This is a genomic window from Kocuria himachalensis (genome assembly GCF_054784195.1).
The window spans coordinates 79243-96267 of sequence record NZ_BAAGPL010000016.1 but is presented as its reverse complement, the minus strand read 5'-3'; the positions used below and the strand labels follow the sequence as shown (position 1 = coordinate 96267).

The window sequence follows — 17025 nt, the reverse complement described above, 5'->3', positions numbered from 1 at the left end:
GCGGGACCGCCGACTTCCTCAATTGTGAACGCAGAGATGTGAATATGTCCATACATTCTATTGACATCTGTGATCCGGGTCACCCAGGATGATCCCCAAGCGGACGGCCGAGGCGGCGCCTGGAGGCGCGCGGCCCCGCAGCGACACGAGGAGAACTCCCATGACTGCACGACGTGTTTCCCCCGAGATCCCGCGGCCGAGGGCGCCCCGGCGCTTCCTGGCGGCCGCCGCACTGCTGGCCCCGGCCATGGTGCTGGCCGGTTGTTCGTCCGAGGGCGGCCGGGAGACCACGGCCGCGGGTGAGGGTGGTGGCGGTCAGGTGGCCCGGACCGAGCAGATCAAGGTCGCCATGATCACGCACGCGGCTCCGGGTGACACGTTCTGGGACCGGATCCGCGCGGGCGCGGAGGAGGCCTCGGCGAAGGACAACGTGGAGTTCCTCTACGCCTCCGATCCCGAGGGCGGGCGGCAGGCCCAGCTCGTGCAGCAGTACATCGACCAGGACGTCGACGGGATCGCTGTGACCCTGGCCAAGCCCGACGCCCTGCGGGACGTGCTGCAGCGGGCGGAGGAGGCCGGGATCCCGGTGGTGACCCTCAACGCGGGCGAGAACGAGTTCGCCGAGCTCGGCGCGTTCGCGCACTTCGGCTCCGACGAGCAGCTGGCCGGTGAGACCGCCGGGGAGCGGCTCAAGGAGGAAGGACTGCAGCACCCGATCTGCGTGATCCAGGAGCAGGGCCACGTGGGCCTGGAGGCCCGGTGCGCCGGTGTGAAGAAGGCGCTGCCGGAGACGGAGATCCTCTACGTGCAGGGCACCGACATGACCCAGGTGTCCTCCACCGCCACGGCCAAGCTGCAGACCTCGGCGGAGGCCGACTCGATCATCGGGCTCGGGGCGCCGTACACGATGACCCTGCTCGAGGCCAAGGACTCGGCCGGCAGCGACGCGACGGTGGCGTCCTTCGACATGAACGGCGATCTCGCGCAGGCGATCGTCGACGGCGACGTGCTGTTCACCATCGATCAGCAGCCGTGGCTGCAGGGTTACATGTCCGTGGACTCGCTGTGGCAGAACCACCGCGGGGCCTTCAAGATCGGCGGCGGCCGGCCGACGCTGACCGGTCCCGCCGTCGTGGACTCGGCCAACGCCGAGGACGTCCTCGAGTACGCCAACGAGGGCATCCGCTGAGCGGGCCCGCGAACCAGGAGAAAACGATGTCCTCTACTCGCACACCGGCCGCCGCACCCGCGCCGGACCGTGGCTCCTCCGGGGCTGCGTCCACGCCGACCGCCGCGGCCCCGGCCGACGAGCGGATCCAGACCAAGGGCCTGCTGGGCACCTTCCTGGCCCGCCCCGAGATCGGGGCCCTGGTCGGGGCGATCGTGGTGGCGCTGTTCTTCGCGATCGCCGCCCCCTCGATCACCCAGGCCCAGTCCATCTCCACCGTCCTCTACGGGGCCTCCACCATCGGGATCATGGTGGTCGGGGTGTCGCTGCTGATGATCGGCGGGGAGTTCGACCTCTCCACCGGTGTCGCGGTGATCACCTCCGCGCTGGCCGCCTCGATGTCCAGCTGGTACTTCGGTCTCAATGTCTGGGTCGGGGTGGGCGTGGCCCTGGCGACCTCCCTGGCGATCGGGCTGATCAACGGCTGGTTGCTGATGCGCACCAAGCTGCCGTCCTTCATCGTGACCCTGTCGACCTTCCTGATGCTCACCGGGCTGAACCTGGCCCTGACCCGGCTGATCGGCGGCTCGGTCTCCTCCCCGTCGATCAGCACCATGGACGGCTTCGCCTCCGCCAAGGCGGTCTTCGCCTCCTCGGTGACCATCGCCGGCGTGGACGTGCGGATCACCGTGTTCTACTGGATCGCCCTGGTCGCCGTCGCCACGTTCCTCCTGCTCAAGACCAAGGTGGGCAACTGGATCTTCGCCGTGGGCGGGGACGAGAACGCCGCCCGCGCCGTGGGTGTCCCGGTGGCGCGCACCAAGATCGGTTTGTTCATGGGCGTGGGCCTGTGCGGCTGGCTGCTGGGCATGCACAACCTCTTCGCCTTCGACTCCGTGCAGTCCGGGGAGGGCGTGGGCAACGAGTTCCTCTACATCATCGGCGCGGTGATCGGCGGCTGCCTGCTCACCGGCGGCTTCGGCTCCGCGATCGGCGGGGCCCTGGGCGCGCTGATCTTCGGCATCGCCTCCCGGGGCATCGTCTACGCCGAGTGGAACCCGGACTGGTTCAAGTTCTTCCTGGGCCTGATGCTGCTGCTGGCCACCATCGTGAACATGTACGTGCGCAAGCGCGTGGAGAGGAAATAGGTGACCGCCATGACCACGCAACCGCACACCACCCCCGGCGCCCACGCCGCTGCCGGCGACGGCCCCGCCTCACTGGTGGAGCTGGAGAACGTCGGCAAGCGCTACGGCAACATCATCGCCCTGCGCGAGGTCACCATGACCGTCGAGGCCGGGAAGGTCACCTGCGTGCTCGGCGACAACGGGGCCGGGAAGTCCACCCTGATCAAGATCATCGCCGGGCTCCACCAGCACACCGACGGCACCCTGCGGGTCAACGGGCAGGAGACCACCTTCACCTCCCCGCGGCAGGCCCTCGACGCCGGCATCGCCACCGTCTACCAGGACCTGGCCGTGGTCCCGCTGATGCCGGTGTGGCGCAACTTCTTCCTCGGCTCCGAGCTCACCACCGGCTTCGGCCCGTTCAAGCGCCTGGACGTGGCGAGGATGAAGGAGACCACCAAGGCCGAGCTCGCCGACATGGGCATCGACCTGCGCGACGTCGACCAGCCCATCGGGACACTGTCCGGCGGTGAGCGCCAGTGCGTGGCCATCGCCCGCGCGGTGCACTTCGGGGCGAAGGTGCTCATCCTCGACGAGCCCACCGCGGCCCTGGGCGTGAAACAGTCCGGGGTGGTGCTGCGCTACATCCTCCAGGCCAAGGAACGCGGCCTGGGCGTGGTGTTCATCACCCACAACCCGCACCACGCCTACCCGGTGGGGGACCGGTTCCTGCTGCTCAAGCGGGGCAGGTCCATCGGCTACCACGAGAAGAAGGACATCCTGCTCGGAGACCTCACCGCCCAGATGGCCGGCGGCGCAGAGCTGGAGGAACTCACCCACGAACTCGAGCAGCTCGGCGGACACACCACCCAGATGCAGCAGGTGAAGGCCGACATGGCCGAGTCCCAGGCCCGCCCCCGCGCCTGAACAGACCCCGGTCCCGCACCCTGACGGCTCGGGGTGCGGGACCGGTCCCACAGCACCGCCCCCTGCCGAGAGGAACTCTGCCATGACCGTCCGGATCGGGCTGATCGGCGCCGGCCGCATCGGCGCCATGCACGCCGCTCACCTCGCCGCCCTGCGTGATCCCGGGGGCGAGCCGGCGGTGCGGCTGAGCCTCACGGACGCCGTGCCCGAGCAGGCGGTCGCCGTGGCCGGCCGGACGGGTGCGGTGCCGATGCCCACGGTCCGGGCGCTGCTCGACGACGGCGTGGACGGCCTCGTCGTCGCGACCGGCACGGCCACGCACCCGGAGCTGATCCGGGTCGGTCTGGCGGCGGGTCTGCCGGTCTTCTGCGAGAAGCCGGTGGCACTGTCCGTGGAGGAGGCGCTGCCCCTCCTCGACGAGATCGAACGATCGCAGGGCGTGGTCCAGATCGGCCACCAGCGCCGTTTCGACCCCGGCTACGTCCGCGCCCGGGAGCTCTACGCGGCCGGCGAGCTGGGCTGGTTGCACACCGTGCGCGCCGTGACCGGTGACATGACCCCGCCGCCCGTCGAGTTCCTCGCGACGTCCGGAGGGCTGTTCCGGGACTGCTCCGTGCACGACGTCGACGTCCTCCGGTGGATCACCGGCCGCGAGGTCGTCGAGGTGTACGCCCGCGGGTCCAACCGCGGGGACCCCCGGATCGGCGAGGTGGGCGACGTCGACACCGCGCTGGCTGTGCTCACCCTCGACGACGGCACGGTGGCCACCGTGGCCGCGACCCGCTACAACGGCGCCGGCCACGACGTGCGGCTCGAGCTGCAGGGCTCGAAGGGTTCGGTGGCCGTGGGGATGGACGAGCACATGGCCCTGCGCTCGGCCGAGCCCGGGGTCGGGTTCCCGGCCGGACCGCCGCACACCACGTTCCACGAGCGCTTCGCCGAGGCCTACCGCCGCGAGATGGCGGCGTTCGTGCGGGTGGTGCGCGGGGAGATCCCGAGCCCCTGCACGGCCCGTGACGCCGTGGCCGCCTCCCGGGTGGCCGACGCCGCGCAGCGCTCGCTCGAGACGGGCGCCGCGGTCCGGGTGGAGCCTCTCGGGACATCCGGCGACTCGGCGCACGCGGTCCGCCGCACGGCCCGCGCGTGAGCGCGCCCGGGCCCCCCGCTGCGCGGGGTCCGGGTCAGACCAGGACGATGGTGCGGTTGCCGGAGAGCACCACGCGGCCCTCGGCGTGCCACTTCACCGCCCGGGACAGTGCCTGCATCTCGGCGTCGCGGCCCACCGCCACGAGGTCCGCCGGGGTGTGGGCATGGTCCACGGGCATGACGCGCTGGGCGATGATCGGGCCCTCGTCGAGGTCCGCGGTCACGTAGTGGGCGGTGGCCCCCACCATCTTCACGCCCCGGGCGTAGGCCTGGTGGTAGGGCTTGGCGCCCTTGAACGAGGGCAGGAACGAGTGGTGGATGTTGATGCACCGCCCTGACAGCTCGCGGGTCAGCTCGTCGGAGAGCACCTGCATGTAGCGTGCCAGCACGACCAGCTCGACGTCGTAGCGGTCCACGAGGTCGAGCATCCGGCCCTCGGCCTGCGGCTTGGTCTCGGCCGTGACGGGGATGTGGTGGAAGGGGACCTCGTGCCACTCCACGAGGCTCTTGTGGTCCAGGTGGTTGGAGACCACGGCCACGATCTCGATGGGCAGCTCGCCGATCCGGGTGCGGTGCAGGAGGTCCGTGAGGCAGTGGGAGAAGCGGGACACCATGACGAGCACCCGGGTCCGGCGCTGCACGGAGACCAGCCGGAACCGCATGTCGTGCTGCTCCGCGACCGGGGCGAAGCCCTCCGTCAGGGACTCGACGGTGGCCGTGCCGGCCTCGCTGACGGTGTGGCAGCGGATGAAGAACTCGTCGGTGAAACGGTCGGAGAAGTGCTTCACGTCGAATATGTCGCAGCCCTGCTGCGTCAGGTTGGACGTGATGGCGCTCACGAGCCCGTGGGCCTCGGGGCAGTGGACGGTCAGGACGTGTTCGACGGTCCCCTGGGCGGGCATGGGCGGGCTCCTCGGCGCTGGTGACGGGTGCGCCGCGCGGTCCGGTCTCGACGACGGGCGCGGCCCTCCGATCCTAGCCCCAGCGCGCAGGGGACCCGGGCCGCGTGCCGTGCAGGGCGGCCGGGACGGGAGTGCGGTGTAGACCGATGGCCGCGGGAACGGGCGGTAGGAGTCCGCCCGGCGCGGGGAGAGATGCGCCTCCCATGGAGGACCCGCGGCCATCGGCAGGCGTTGAACGCCTCAACAGAGGAGAGCCGTGGGCTGAGCGGCTTTCAGAACACGGATGCCGCAGACGGTGCACCCCCCAGTGCGTCCGAATCGGTCCGACCCGTGCAATTTCCCCCATTGCTGTGGTTCTCACCACGATCGCAACCTTATCCGAAGCGGCACCGCGTCCGCACCCGGTTTCCCCAGGGAATTCTCGGGGGCAGGCCGCGAACGCCCGGCCGGTGGGCCGTCGTGGGCCGGCCCACCGGACCCCGGGCCGCTGGAACCGTGGAGAATCCGGCTCCGACCGGCCTGTTCGTGGCCGGGCCTTCCGCAGCCCGGTCCGCCGATCGTCCCGGCTGTCCCCGGAAGTGAGGACAGCGCCCGGTGGCCTCGGTGGCGCCCGGCAGCCGGGTCAGGCGACGCTCGTGTTGAACAGCAGACCGAGGAGATAGGTGGCCAGGGCGGCGCCGTAGCCGATGGCCAGCTGGCGCAGACCGCGCTTCCAGGGGGAGGCCCCGGAGAGCAGGCCGACCAGGCCTCCCGTGACCAGCAGGGCGAACCCGACCAGCACGAGGGCGACGAGCATCGCGGGGACACCCGTGAGACCCAGCAGGTACGGGAGGATCGGGATGATCGCCCCGGAGGCGAAGAAGCAGAAGCTGGACCCCGCGGCCCCCAGGTCCGTGCCCAGGGCCATGGTGGAGTGCGGCTCCGGCTCGTCCTCGACGGTGTCGCGGAACGACCGGGAGGGGTCGCAGTCGCACTCGAAGAAGCCCAGCCGCTCCGCGGCGCGGTGCTCGGCGGCCTCCTCGCTCATGCCCCGGGCCCGGTAGATCAGCACGAGCTCGTTGGCGTCCAGATCCAGGTTCGGTGCCACGTGCAGCGTCACCTGGGTCGGCTGGGAGGCGTCGAGCAGCTCGCGCTGCGAGCGCACGGAGACGAACTCCCCGGCCCCCATGGAGAGCGCGCCCGCGAGCAGGCCGGCGATCCCCGCGAAGAGCACCATCCCAGGAGAGGTGCCGGTGGCGCCCACGCCCATGACCAGTGCGAGGTTGGACACGAGGCCGTCGTTGGCGCCGAAGACCGCCGCCCGGAAGTTGCCGGAGAGCTTGTGCCGGCCCTCGGTGGCGAGGGCGCGGATGATCTCCTCGTGCACCGCCTCGTCGGCCGCCATGGCGTCGGACGCGTCCTCCTCCCGCTCGTAGGGAGAGCGGCTCTCGGCGCGCTGGATCAGGGCCAGGACGAAGACGGAGCCGAAGTGGGTGGCGAGGAAGACCAGCAGCCGGGAGTACAGGGACGGCCGGGCCTCGGCCTCCGCGTGGCGGCCGAGCAGCCGGACCCAGTGCTCGGCGTGGCGCTGCTCGGCCTCGGCGACCTGGTGCAGGATCTCCTGCTCCCGGCCGGTGCTGCGGGCGGCGAGGAGGCGGTAGATCCGCGCCTCGGCGCGTTCCTCCGCGAGGTACTTGCGCCAGCGGCGGATCTGCCCGCGGTCGGGCCGGATCGGGCGGGCGGGGTCTCCCCGGGGCGCGGGGGAGTGGGCGTCGGGTGCGGGTGTCATGGGGCCTTCCTCGGAACCGGTGCGGACCGGGGCGGCACGGGGCGCGCGGGGTCCGACCAGGGGGTGCAGTGTGGTCCGGAAGGTCTCGTTCGCCCGCGGGAACGGGTGGGCTGCCGGGACTCCTCGTCGAGACCGGGATGGCGACAGACCGACGGGTGCACGGCACCCGGGAACTACTCCCCTTCGCTTCCCGACGAGTGTAGACCCGCGGCGGCGGCCCCGGGATTCGGTGCACCGAAGCCGTGCGGGGCGCTCAGCCGGATCCGGCCGCCGCGGGGCGGCGCAGGATCGCGTACGCCGCGATGCCCGCGAGCATGCCCCAGAACGGGGAGACGATGCCGTAGGGGGCGATCCCGGAGACCGTGACCACCAGGGTGATGAGCGCCGCCTCGATGACCGCCGGCTGGTGCCGGCCGGGGTGCATGCTGTCGAAGAAGGAGCCCTGCAGCGCACCGAGCAGGGCCACGCCGGCGAGGGCCGTGATCATGCCCGGGGGGATCGCCGAGAACGCGGCGACGATGGTGTCCGCGAACAGGCCGAAGAGGATGTAGAAGAGGCCGCACGAGACGCCGGCCACGTAGCGCCGGCCGATGTGCGGATGGGACTCGGGGCTGGTCGCGATGCCCGCGGTCACGGCGGCGAGGTTCAGGGCGTGGCTGCCGAAGGGCGCGAAGGCGACCGACGCGACGCCCGAGGCTCCGAGCAGCAGGCGGTCCCGGACGGCGTAGCCGGCCGTGTCCATCATGGCCAGTCCGGGGGCGTTCTGCCCGGCCGCGGTCACGATCAGCAGCGGGATGCTGATCCCGGCGATCGCCTCCCACGAGAACGTGGGCGCGGTCAGCACCGGCTGCGTGAGGGTCAGGTCCAGGGCCACGGGCTCGATCCGCCCCCGGAGGAGAGCCGTCAGCACGCCCAGGCCCAGTGCGGCGAAGACGGCGTAGCGGGGGAGGAAGCGCCGGCCCAGGAGGTAGCCGAGGACGAGGGCGCCCGCCACCCACGGGTTCTCGACGACGGCCGCGGCCACCTTGATGGAGAAGGGGAACAGCACACCGGCCAGGACGGCGGCGGTGATGGGCTTGGGCACCGCGGCCAGGATCCGGCCGATCAGACCGGTCACGCCCAGGAGCAGGCCCAGTACGCCGGTGACGACATAGGCGCCCACCGCGTCGGAGAAGGAGTAGTTGCCGAGGGAGGTGATGAGCAGCGCCGCCCCTGGGATGGACCACGCCACCATGACGGGCTGGCGGGTCCACAGGCTCATGAGGACGCACGTGATGCCGGAGCCGACCGAGACGGCCCACAGCCAGGAGGAGGTGAGCTCCGGCCCGAGCCCGCCCGCCCGGGCGGCTTCGAGGACCACGAGCACGGGCCCCGAGTAGGAGACGACCACGGCCACGAATCCCGCGAGGGTCGCCGATGCCGACCAGTCCCGCACGAGGCCGCGGCCCGGCTGCCCGGTCTGCCGGGTGGTGCTCGGCACGTGGCGGCTCATGGGGTGCTCCTGGAGGGCAGAGTGGGACGACAGGGCCGGATGACAGGGCCGGACGGCAGGAGCCGGCGGGAGAACGGGCTGCCGGAACCGGATGACCGCACCGGGGACGGAACAGCGGACCGTGCCAGCCTAGGACGCCGCCCTCCCTGGGATAAATATCAGTCCTGCATGATTCCCCGCGTCCGGCGTATGAGTCGGCCGGTGGGGCTCAGGAGTCGACGGTGTCCGGCGCCGTCGGAGAGCGCCACTGCCGTCGGTCGGGGGCGATGACGGAGGCCTCGTCCCGGGTCTGCGCGGGGAAGGAGCCCACACCCCAGTGGAAGCGGTACGGGTCGGCGCAGCCCCAGCCGAAGCGCAGGCCCTCGACGAGCTTCTGCGCCGCCTCCGGGAAGCCCAGCGGGGCGGTGGTCCACGGCTGGTCCCAGCCCGTGGGCTCGTTCCACTCGTCCTCGTGGAAGAAGGTGGCGTCCACGGGCCAGGCCGCGTGCGTGAGCTGCCCGCCCGAGAGCACGGCGCACTCCACGCCGTGCGGGCCGACCCCGGCCCACGCGACGGGCGCCTCCGACCGGTCGTCGTCGCGCTCGTACTCGACGACGAGGAAGTCGTTCCAGGGCAGCCGCGCGAGCACCGTGGCGATCAGCCGGCGGAGGTCCTCCCACACGTCCTCGCCGGCCACCGGGGTGACCGCGTCCGGCAGGACCACGCCGATGCCGGCGCGGCCCAGCATCTCCTGGGCCTCCGGCGTGGCCAGGTCGGACCAGGTCCTCGTGTCGGCGAAGCCGTCCCCCAAGGACTCCCCGACCGGCTGGCGGGCGGAGGCGAAGCGCATGGCCTCCTCCCAGGAGCCGAAGAACCGGCGGACGCCGTCGAAGTAGGGCCGGGGGGTGCTGCCCGCCTCCTGCTCGACGACCCACCGGCCGTAGCGGGCCGTGGTCGGGTGGTGGCCGGTGCTGCGGCAGTGGGAGAGGAACGCCGTCACGGCGGTCGCGTACTCCTCCTCCGTGAAGACGTGCTCGAGGGCGGGCTCCGCGCCGGCCCGCAGTCCGATCCGTTCGAGCGCCACGTCCCACCGCCCTCCGCCCAGGCGCTGGGAGACGATGCGCTCGGGCGCGGGCCAGTGGTGGGCGAGCGCGCACAGGAAGTCGGACTCCGTGCACAGTCCCAGCCGCGCGATCTCGTAGCTGTGCGCGCTGAGGGGGTGGCAGGAGGACTTCTGGGCGCAGTGCTGCTGGGCCGCCCCGATCAGGCCCAGGGCCCGGCGGGTGAGCGAACCGTCGGCGTCGGACGCCGCGAGCAGCCCGGTCACGTCCCGGACCAGCTGCGCGCTGAGGTTCAGCGCCGCGTAGTCGGGGGCCGGGGCCAGGCCGAGGTGCTGGGCCATGACGAGCCACACGCCGGCGCCGACCGCGCCGTCGTTGACGTCCGGGGCGGAGGCGTCCTGCGGGAATCGCTGCCCCAGGTGCGCGATGGCCGCGTCCAGCAGGACGGGGGACTCCGCCGGGAACAGCAGCTGGAAGCGCATCCGCACCTGGCCGCGGGTCATCCCGCGGTCGGCCATCGCGTGGATCAGCGAGCCATAGCGCTGCACGAACGCTGCGAGACCCGCCACGGCATGAGGCATGGAGGGTCCTCCGGTCGGATGGTCGGAACGGCTCGGGGAAGGTGCCCGGGCCGAGGGGGCCGCGCCGTCGTACGACACCACGCCGCCGCACGACACCACGCACTTCCGATGCTAGTCCCTGCTCGCCGGTCCCTGCACGTGCGGTGGAATGTGACCCTCTGATGACGGGTCCCGGACCAGCTGGTGCACGAAGCCGCAGGTCAGGGCGTGAGCAGGCCCCGGATGTCCTCCGCGGTGAGGGCGCTGGAGAACATCCTGTCGTCGTCCAGCACGGCGGTGAACAGCTTGGCCTTGCGCTCCTTGAGCGCCATGACCTTCTCCTCGATCGTGTCCCGCGCCACGAGTCGGTAGACCATGACCTTCTTCTGCTGGCCGATGCGGTGGGTCCGGTCCACGGCCTGCTCCTCGGTGGCCGGGTTCCACCACGGGTCCAGGAGGAAGCAGTAGTCCGCCTGGGTGAGGTTGAGCCCGAATCCGCCGGCCTTGAGGCTCACCAGGAACACGGGGACCTCACCGGACGTGAACCGCTCGAGCACCCGGGCCCGGTCCGTCGTCGAGCCGTCGAGGTAGGCGTAGGGGATCCGCAGCTCGTCCAGGCGGGCCGCCGCCTTCTTGAGGAAGCTCGTGAACTGGCTGAACACCAGCGGCCGGTGGCCCTCCGCCACGATCTCGGGCAGGTGCTCGAAGAGCAGGTCGAGCTTGCTCGAGGAGACGTCCGCCGTGGGGTCCACGAGGGACGCGTCGAGGCTGAGCAGGCGCAGGGTCGTCAGGGACTGGAAGATCGTGAACCGGTTGCGGTCGAGGTCGCGCAGCAGGCCCAGGACCTTCTGCCGCTCGCGCTGCAGGCGCGTGTCGTAGATGCGGCGGTGCGCGGGGGAGAGCTCCACCTCGATGGTCTGCTCGAGCTTGGGGGGCAGCTCGAGGTCCACGGACTCCTTGGTGCGGCGGAGCATGAGGGGCTTGACGCGGCGGCGCAGCCGGGCGAGCGCGGCGGCGTCCTCCCCGCGCTCGATGGGGCGCTGGTAGGTCTCCGTGAACTTCCGCCGGGACGGGAAGAGTCCGGGCGCGGTCAGCGACAGCAGCGCCCACAGCTCCACGAGGCTGTTCTCGAGGGGGGTGCCCGTGATCGCCAGCTTGAACGGGGCGTCGAGGTCCTTCGCGGCCCGGTGCGCCTTGGTCCGGGGGTTCTTCACGAACTGCGCCTCGTCGAGGAGCACCCCCGCCCAGGGCAGCGCCCGGTAGGCGGGCTCGTCCAGGCGCAGCAGGGTGTACGAGGTCACCACCACGCGGGCGCCCGCGGCGGAGTCCGCGAGGTCGGTGCCGGCTTTGGCCTGGGTGTCGGTCACGCCCACGACCGGCAGGGACGGGGCGAAGCGCCGGATCTCCGCCGTCCAGTTGGGCACCACGGAGGTCGGGGCGACCACCAGGAACGGAGGGAGGTCCGGGTCACGCTCGACGGCGCGGCAGATCAGGGCGATCGCCTGCACGGTCTTGCCCAGACCCATGTCGTCGGCGAGGATCCCGCCCAGGCCGTGGTCCCACAGCACGCTCAGCCACGAGTAGCCGTCGCGCTGGTACGGGCGCAGCTCGGCGTGCAGGGTCGCGGGGACGGGCGGCGCCTCGACGGACTCGAGCTCGAGCAGGGAGCGCACCCCCTCCCGCCAGGCCTCGGCCTGGTCCGTGTCCGTCGCGACGTCCTCGAAGTCCTGCCACAGCCCGGCCTGGTGCCGGTGGATCCGCAGCGGCCCCTCGGGGGTCTCCTGCAGCGAGCGGGCCTCGGCGATGAGCTCCCGCAGCCGGTCGAACTCGGGGCGGTCCAGGGAGAACCACGACCCGTCCGGGGCCAGCATCACGTCCTGGCCGAGGTCGAGGGCGCGGAAGACGTCGGCGAAGGAGATGTAGAACTCGCCCACCTTGACCGTCACCCCCAGGTCGAACCAGTCGCGGCGCTCCGTGGCGGCGGTGCTGACGGTGATGGTGGGCGGGTCGGCGATCTGCTGGTAGGCCCGGCGCCCGCCGGTGTGCTCGATCCGCAGGTCCGGCACCTTCTCGAGGGCGGGCAGCCACTCGCGCACGAGCACCAGGGCGTCCTGCGCCACGTAGCTTGAGCGGCGGAAGTCCACGCCCGGCGCCCGGTGCCGGACCGCGGCGGTGACCGCGGTCTCCCAGGACGACTCGCGGTGCACGGGCTCGTCGGCGAGCGGGTCCTCGGGGCGGAAGGGCAGCAGGATCCGGTCGTGGCCCTTCTGGTACTCCCACTCCCAGCGGGCGCGGATCGTCAGCTCCTGGTGCTCCAGGGTGAGCACCAGCTCGGGGTCGGCGACCTGCGGCAGCTCGATGGACCCGTCCCCGGTGTCCACGTCCATGCTGCGGTGCAGCCGCGGGAAGTAGCGGTCGAAGAACTCCTCGACCTCGTCCTCGGGGATCCGCAGCCCGCCCGCGGTGTCCAGGAACCGCCGCTGCTCGCGGGTGAGCCGGGTGGCCAGGGGCACGAGGCGCAGCGGGAAGGCGTTGAGGTCCTCGGTGTCGGCGACGTCCTGCGGGTCGCCGTCCGGGGCGAACAACCCGTGCCCGGGGTCGCCGATGATCCGGGCGGTGCCGAGGGCGATCCGGCGGCCGCCGCTGTCCACCGTGGGCCGCAGCTCGAGGTCCTTCCCGGGCCCGCGCAGCACGTCCACGTGGAAGCGCCCCGGCTCCTCGACCGTCACGGGCAGCCCGTGCTCCCGGCCGACCAGGGTGATCCCGGCGGTCTCCGCCCGGGCGAGGATGCCCCAGAGCAGGGGGGAGGCGTAGGAGTCGAGCCGGATCCAGTGCCGGTCGTGCACCGCGTACGGGGAGCGGGTGGCGCTCAGTGCCCGGAGCTCGTCGAACCAGTCGACCTGCGCGGGGCTCAGCGACCACCGGCCCGCGTCGGCGGTGACGCTCTCCCAGTCCAGCCCGCCCTTGATCCACCCGCCCCGCCGGCCCCGGCGCACCGGGCGGACGTAGAGGTGCCACGGCGAGCCCGCGCGGCCCGTGCCGTGCACGTACCGGTACGGCTCCCGGCGCAGGTCGAACTCCAGGGCCACCCCCTCGGGCTCCTCGGCGGGCGGTTCCGCGGGGCCCGGACCGCCCAGGATCTCGGTCAGGGCGTCCTTCCAGTCGGGCGCTCCGCCCCGTCGCACGGACGCGGGGCCCACCGCGGCCCCGGGGCCCACCGTGGACGCGGGGCCCACTGTGGACGCGGGGCCCACCGTGGACGCGGAACCCTCCGGGAGCGCGGTGCCGCCGGCCGGCGCCGCGGTCCCGCCCTGCTGGTGGGCCCGGACCGCGGTCTCGAAGTTGTGGCGCAGCACCGTGGCGACGGCGTGCTTGCAGAACCCCCCGGCCGGGCAGCTGCACCACGCGGGCCCCGGCGCGCCGCCGGCCCCGACGTGCACGGAGACGGAGTACACCGCCCCGGAGCCCTCGACCTCGGCGGAGAGGCTGCCGGCGCCCTCCGCGCGCGGGGACCACCGCACGGCGCGCACGCGTCCGGTGCGGAAGTACTCCTGGCCGCGGCGGAAGACGGCGGGCCCGGAGGCGGCGACGAGCCGCCGGGAGTCCACGAGGGGACCAGGAGGGGAGTGCATCGTCCCACCGTATCGGGCCGGGGCGACGGGCGCCGCGCGTTCGGAGCGCTCCCGCGGGCTCTCTATAATCGAGGCGACCCCTCGAACGACGACAGCGGCCCCACGTGCGGCCGCGGACGGAGGACTCGTGCCCGACACTGCTGGGCTCCGCCTCGGAGACCATGCCATTGCCGACAGCGCCGAGGAGCTCGCCTACCTCCGCTGGAACGACGCCGTCTGCGCGGCGTTCTTCGGTCCGGAGCGGGCGGGGGAGCTGATCTACCTCGACCTCGACGACAAGACGCTCGCCGCGATCGGTGAGGAGCGCGGACTCGACGGGCCCTCGACCCTGCGGGCGCTCGCCGACTCGGTGACCCCGCTGCTCGTGACCGGCGACGGGCGGCGCTCGGTGTTCGACGTGTTCAACCGGCTCAACGGCCTGTGGTACCGCGCCACCCGCCGCAGCCTGGACTCCATCGCGGAGATCCCGCCGCCGCCCGTCGTCGCCCTGCTCGCACTGTTCGCCCTCGCCGGGCGGCACATGTCCACCCTGGCCGCGCGGACGGGCAACAAGTCCGTGTCCGCGTTCTTCCTGCCCCTGACCGTGCTCCTGCAGGCCGGGCCGGAGAACGCCAAGGCCCTCGAGTCCTCCTTCAAGAAGGACACCGAGGCGTACTGGGACGCGCTGCGCTACTGGCTGGAGCTGCGCAACGGCGAGATCGGCCTGCCCACGGCGTACGCGGTGAACCAGCGGCCGGTCGGGCTCGCGCTGTCGCAGACGATGTTCGGCGAGGCCGAGCGCCGCCAGCTGCACCGCATGTTCGAGGACCTGGGGATGACCACCGCCCAGGGCCTTTCCGCCGCCGAGCTCGGGGTCTACCTCGACTTCTGGCTCGACATGGCCGAGACCAAGGCGTCCAAGGCCATGAAGCAGGTCTGGGCGAACCCCCTCACCCGCGAGCCCGGTCTGGAGATCGCCCTGGCGGAGCTCGCCGTCTGGGAGCAGTCCCGCGAGCAGGCCCGCGCCGAGGTCCGGGCGAACGGCCGGGGGCCGGGCCGCAGCGCCGTCAAGTCGTGCTCGCTGTCCCTCACGGACAGCACCGACTACGTGGGCAACCCCGTGTTCGAGCTCGGCTTCGTGGTGCCCAAGCGCTTCCTCTCCGGCCGGGAGGTGGAGCTCGAGACCACGGCGGGGCCCCGCACCGTGTTCCTGTCCTTCATCGGGGACGCTTTCCTGGGGGTCTCCGCCTACACCGCGCGGATGGACCCGGGATCGCTGCTGGGCGGGACCCTGCGGCTCAGCGCCGGGGACGTGCGCTTCGAGCGCAGCCCGCGCCCCGTCGTCATCTTCGCGAAGGACGGCTTCTCGGACACCTTCATCTCCGTGGACCACATCCCCGCGGCCTGGCCGTGCCGGATCATGGTCCGGGACGAGCCCGAGTGGATCGCCCAGATCAAGCGGATCCTCGACGACTCCGCGTCCCCGGACTACCGCTTCGTCGAGGCCGGCTCCCACGGCCTCGCCGAGGGCTGGGTGATGTTCGACGACGTGCAGGTGCTGCGCGCGGGCAACCCGGAGCTCACCGCCAACGACAACTTCTCCGGCCTGGTGCCCCGCCTGGTGCCCGCCGTGACCCTCTCGGGCGGTCTGCGGATCCCCGGCGACGTGGTGCGCTGGTCCGCGCTGCGCCCCCCGCAGGTGACGATCACCTCGGACACGGACGCGCCCCTGACCGTGGAGTGTGAGTGGCGCAACCCGCACTCCTTCAAGCTCGAGAAGGCCAAGCTCGTGGAGGGGCGCGTCCCGCCGTTCCAGATCTCGCTGCACGGCACGCCGATGGCGCGGGCGGACCGGACCCTCAAGCCCAACGACTACACCCTGGTCCTCAAGGCCGGCCGCACGGTCCGGCAGCGCCGCGAGTTCAAGCTCCGGGACTCGTCCTTCCACCTGACCCAGCGCTCCCTCGGCTACGAGGGCGAGATGGTGCACCTCGAGGAGGAGCCCCTGTGGCCCGTCACGGCGGGCATCGTGGCGGAGTTGCCCGAGCGCTACGTGCAGGGCGCGTTCGACAACCTGCCCGCGCGGGAGGCGGCCGGGGACCACGAGGTCCCCGGCGCCCCCGGCTGGCACTCCTCCGAGGGGCAGCTGCTGCTCGAGCGCACCAACGCGCTGCCCGAGCCGGAGGGGCGCTCCTGCCTGGCCACCGGCCGGCACCGCATCGTGCTGCCGGCCATGGAGCCCAAGGCGAAGGCGCCGTGGATCTTCGGGCAGTGCGCCCAGTGCGGGCTGCAGAAGCGCTATCCGGGCCGGCTCACCAAGCCGTCCGCGCTCACCTCCACCGGGTCCGTGGAGGCGCTGCGCTTCATCGGCCCGGACGAGGGGGAGTACCCGACGTCCTGGGCGCCGTTCCGGGACGCCCTGACCTTCTTGGGCGGCGGCAAGCGCTCGAGCCTGTCCATCGTGGCACGTCAGCTGGAGGACTCCGAGCGGTTCGAGGAGTGGTTCGTGGGCCACCTGCAGGCCCTCGGCTTCCTCGAGGTGGTCCGCGACGAGCACTGGACCGTGCGGCGCTGGCAGGTCTGCGGGCCCTCCCTCACCCAGCTCGTGGACGGCTCCGTGCTGCTCACGGGCGGCTGGACGCCGGAGAAGGAGGCCGTGGTCGCGGAGGCGGCCGCGGCGCAGGAGGCGTCCGTGGTGGTGCTCTCCCCGGAGGACCACGGGACCACCCTGCTGCAGGACGTGGACCTCGGGACGCTGCAGGAGGCGCTGCCGGTGGGACTGTGCGACGTCGTCTTCGACGCCGGGCCCGCGATGCTGGAGACCCTGCCGCCGCTGTCGGAGGTCGAGCAGCAGTTGCGGCGCGCGGAGATGCAGTACAACGGCGTCGCCGAGCGCTTCGTGCCCGAGGACGCCACCTGGGAGCCCACCGAGGACCGCGACCGGCCCGGGCTGTACCGGATCAACCACCACCACCGGACGCGGTACGCGTTCCGCACCCCGGCCGACGTCGAGTCCGGCCACGCGCGGTTCGTGGCCTCGGGGATCGGCAAGCACTTCGCGGCCCGGCAGGCCGGGGTGCCGATCGTCTCCTACGACCCCGAGCTGGAGCTGCTGTCCGTGCCCATCGGGGCGGAGCTGGCCGGTCTCTACGCCCGCGCCGCCGTGCTGTGCTCGGGCCTGCTGCCCGCCAAGGTGGACGAGGACTTCTCGCTCAACTACGGGGACGTCTCCCCGGAGTTCGCCCAGGCGCTGGTCGACAAGCTGATGAGCTGAGCGTCCGCCG

At 72.4% G+C, this 17025-nt stretch carries 10 protein-coding genes; 5 read left to right on the top strand and 5 right to left on the bottom strand.

Going from position 1 to position 17025, the window contains the following annotated elements; all coding sequences use genetic code 11:
- The first annotated feature begins 160 nt into the window (after nucleotides 1-160).
- The 4 genes from ACYVM4_RS11240 (at nucleotide 161) to ACYVM4_RS11225 (ending at nucleotide 4369) form a co-directional block, all read left to right on the top strand.
- Nucleotides 161-1189: a substrate-binding domain-containing protein gene (locus ACYVM4_RS11240; RefSeq protein ID WP_460668622.1), complete on the top strand. Its 1029-nt coding sequence runs from the start codon at nucleotides 161-163 to the stop codon at nucleotides 1187-1189.
- A 26-nt stretch (nucleotides 1190-1215) separates the two neighbouring features.
- The gene (locus tag ACYVM4_RS11235; RefSeq protein WP_460668621.1) at nucleotides 1216-2316 is read left to right on the top strand and encodes an ABC transporter permease; all 1101 of its coding nucleotides are present in this window, start codon (nucleotides 1216-1218) and stop codon (nucleotides 2314-2316) included.
- A 9-nt stretch (nucleotides 2317-2325) separates the two neighbouring features.
- The gene (locus tag ACYVM4_RS11230; protein WP_460668620.1) at nucleotides 2326-3222 is read left to right on the top strand and encodes an ATP-binding cassette domain-containing protein; all 897 of its coding nucleotides are present in this window, start codon (nucleotides 2326-2328) and stop codon (nucleotides 3220-3222) included.
- A gap of 82 nt (nucleotides 3223-3304) precedes the next feature.
- Nucleotides 3305-4369 (top strand): Gfo/Idh/MocA family protein, encoded by a 1065-nt coding sequence (locus ACYVM4_RS11225; RefSeq protein WP_368821714.1) that lies wholly within the window; start codon nucleotides 3305-3307, stop codon nucleotides 4367-4369.
- Between the two features lie 34 nt (nucleotides 4370-4403).
- Here the strand turns inward: ACYVM4_RS11225 and purU are convergent, their stop codons facing one another.
- From purU to ACYVM4_RS11200, 5 genes are all read right to left on the bottom strand, one after another.
- Entirely contained in the window at nucleotides 4404-5270 is an 867-nt protein-coding gene (gene purU, locus ACYVM4_RS11220) for a formyltetrahydrofolate deformylase (RefSeq protein WP_368821713.1), read from the bottom strand.
- A gap of 622 nt (nucleotides 5271-5892) precedes the next feature.
- The gene (locus ACYVM4_RS11215; protein ID WP_460668619.1) at nucleotides 5893-7038 is read right to left on the bottom strand and encodes a VIT1/CCC1 transporter family protein; all 1146 of its coding nucleotides are present in this window, start codon (nucleotides 7036-7038) and stop codon (nucleotides 5893-5895) included.
- A gap of 253 nt (nucleotides 7039-7291) precedes the next feature.
- The gene (locus ACYVM4_RS11210; RefSeq protein ID WP_368821711.1) at nucleotides 7292-8530 is read right to left on the bottom strand and encodes a benzoate/H(+) symporter BenE family transporter; all 1239 of its coding nucleotides are present in this window, start codon (nucleotides 8528-8530) and stop codon (nucleotides 7292-7294) included.
- A gap of 208 nt (nucleotides 8531-8738) precedes the next feature.
- The gene (locus ACYVM4_RS11205) at nucleotides 8739-10151 is read right to left on the bottom strand and encodes a TY-Chap domain-containing protein (protein WP_460668618.1); all 1413 of its coding nucleotides are present in this window, start codon (nucleotides 10149-10151) and stop codon (nucleotides 8739-8741) included.
- Between the two features lie 200 nt (nucleotides 10152-10351).
- A complete protein-coding gene (locus ACYVM4_RS11200) occupies nucleotides 10352-13762 on the bottom strand; it encodes a DEAD/DEAH box helicase (RefSeq protein ID WP_460668617.1) in 3411 nt (1136 codons plus the stop codon).
- A gap of 127 nt (nucleotides 13763-13889) precedes the next feature.
- On the opposite strand from ACYVM4_RS11200, the gene ACYVM4_RS11195 reads away from it, so the two are divergent.
- On the top strand, nucleotides 13890-17015 hold the full coding sequence (locus ACYVM4_RS11195) for a hypothetical protein (RefSeq protein ID WP_460668616.1): 3126 nt from the start codon (nucleotides 13890-13892) through the stop codon (nucleotides 17013-17015).
- The last annotated feature ends 10 nt before the right edge of the window (nucleotides 17016-17025 follow it).

Bases quoted from the DNA above. Each gene is read 5' to 3' on its own strand.
- ACYVM4_RS11240 (WP_460668622.1), top strand. From the start codon at position 161: ATGACTGCACGACGTGTTTCCCCCGAGATCCCGCGGCCGAGGGCGCCC.
- ACYVM4_RS11235 (WP_460668621.1), top strand. From the start codon at position 1,216: ATGTCCTCTACTCGCACACCGGCCGCCGCACCCGCGCCGGACCGTGGC.
- ACYVM4_RS11230 (WP_460668620.1), top strand. From the start codon at position 2,326: ATGACCACGCAACCGCACACCACCCCCGGCGCCCACGCCGCTGCCGGC.
- ACYVM4_RS11225 (WP_368821714.1), top strand. From the start codon at position 3,305: ATGACCGTCCGGATCGGGCTGATCGGCGCCGGCCGCATCGGCGCCATG.
- purU (WP_368821713.1), bottom strand. From the start codon at position 5,270: ATGCCCGCCCAGGGGACCGTCGAACACGTCCTGACCGTCCACTGCCCC.
- ACYVM4_RS11215 (WP_460668619.1), bottom strand. From the start codon at position 7,038: ATGACACCCGCACCCGACGCCCACTCCCCCGCGCCCCGGGGAGACCCC.
- ACYVM4_RS11210 (WP_368821711.1), bottom strand. From the start codon at position 8,530: ATGAGCCGCCACGTGCCGAGCACCACCCGGCAGACCGGGCAGCCGGGC.
- ACYVM4_RS11205 (WP_460668618.1), bottom strand. From the start codon at position 10,151: ATGCCTCATGCCGTGGCGGGTCTCGCAGCGTTCGTGCAGCGCTATGGC.
- ACYVM4_RS11200 (WP_460668617.1), bottom strand. From the start codon at position 13,762: ATGCACTCCCCTCCTGGTCCCCTCGTGGACTCCCGGCGGCTCGTCGCC.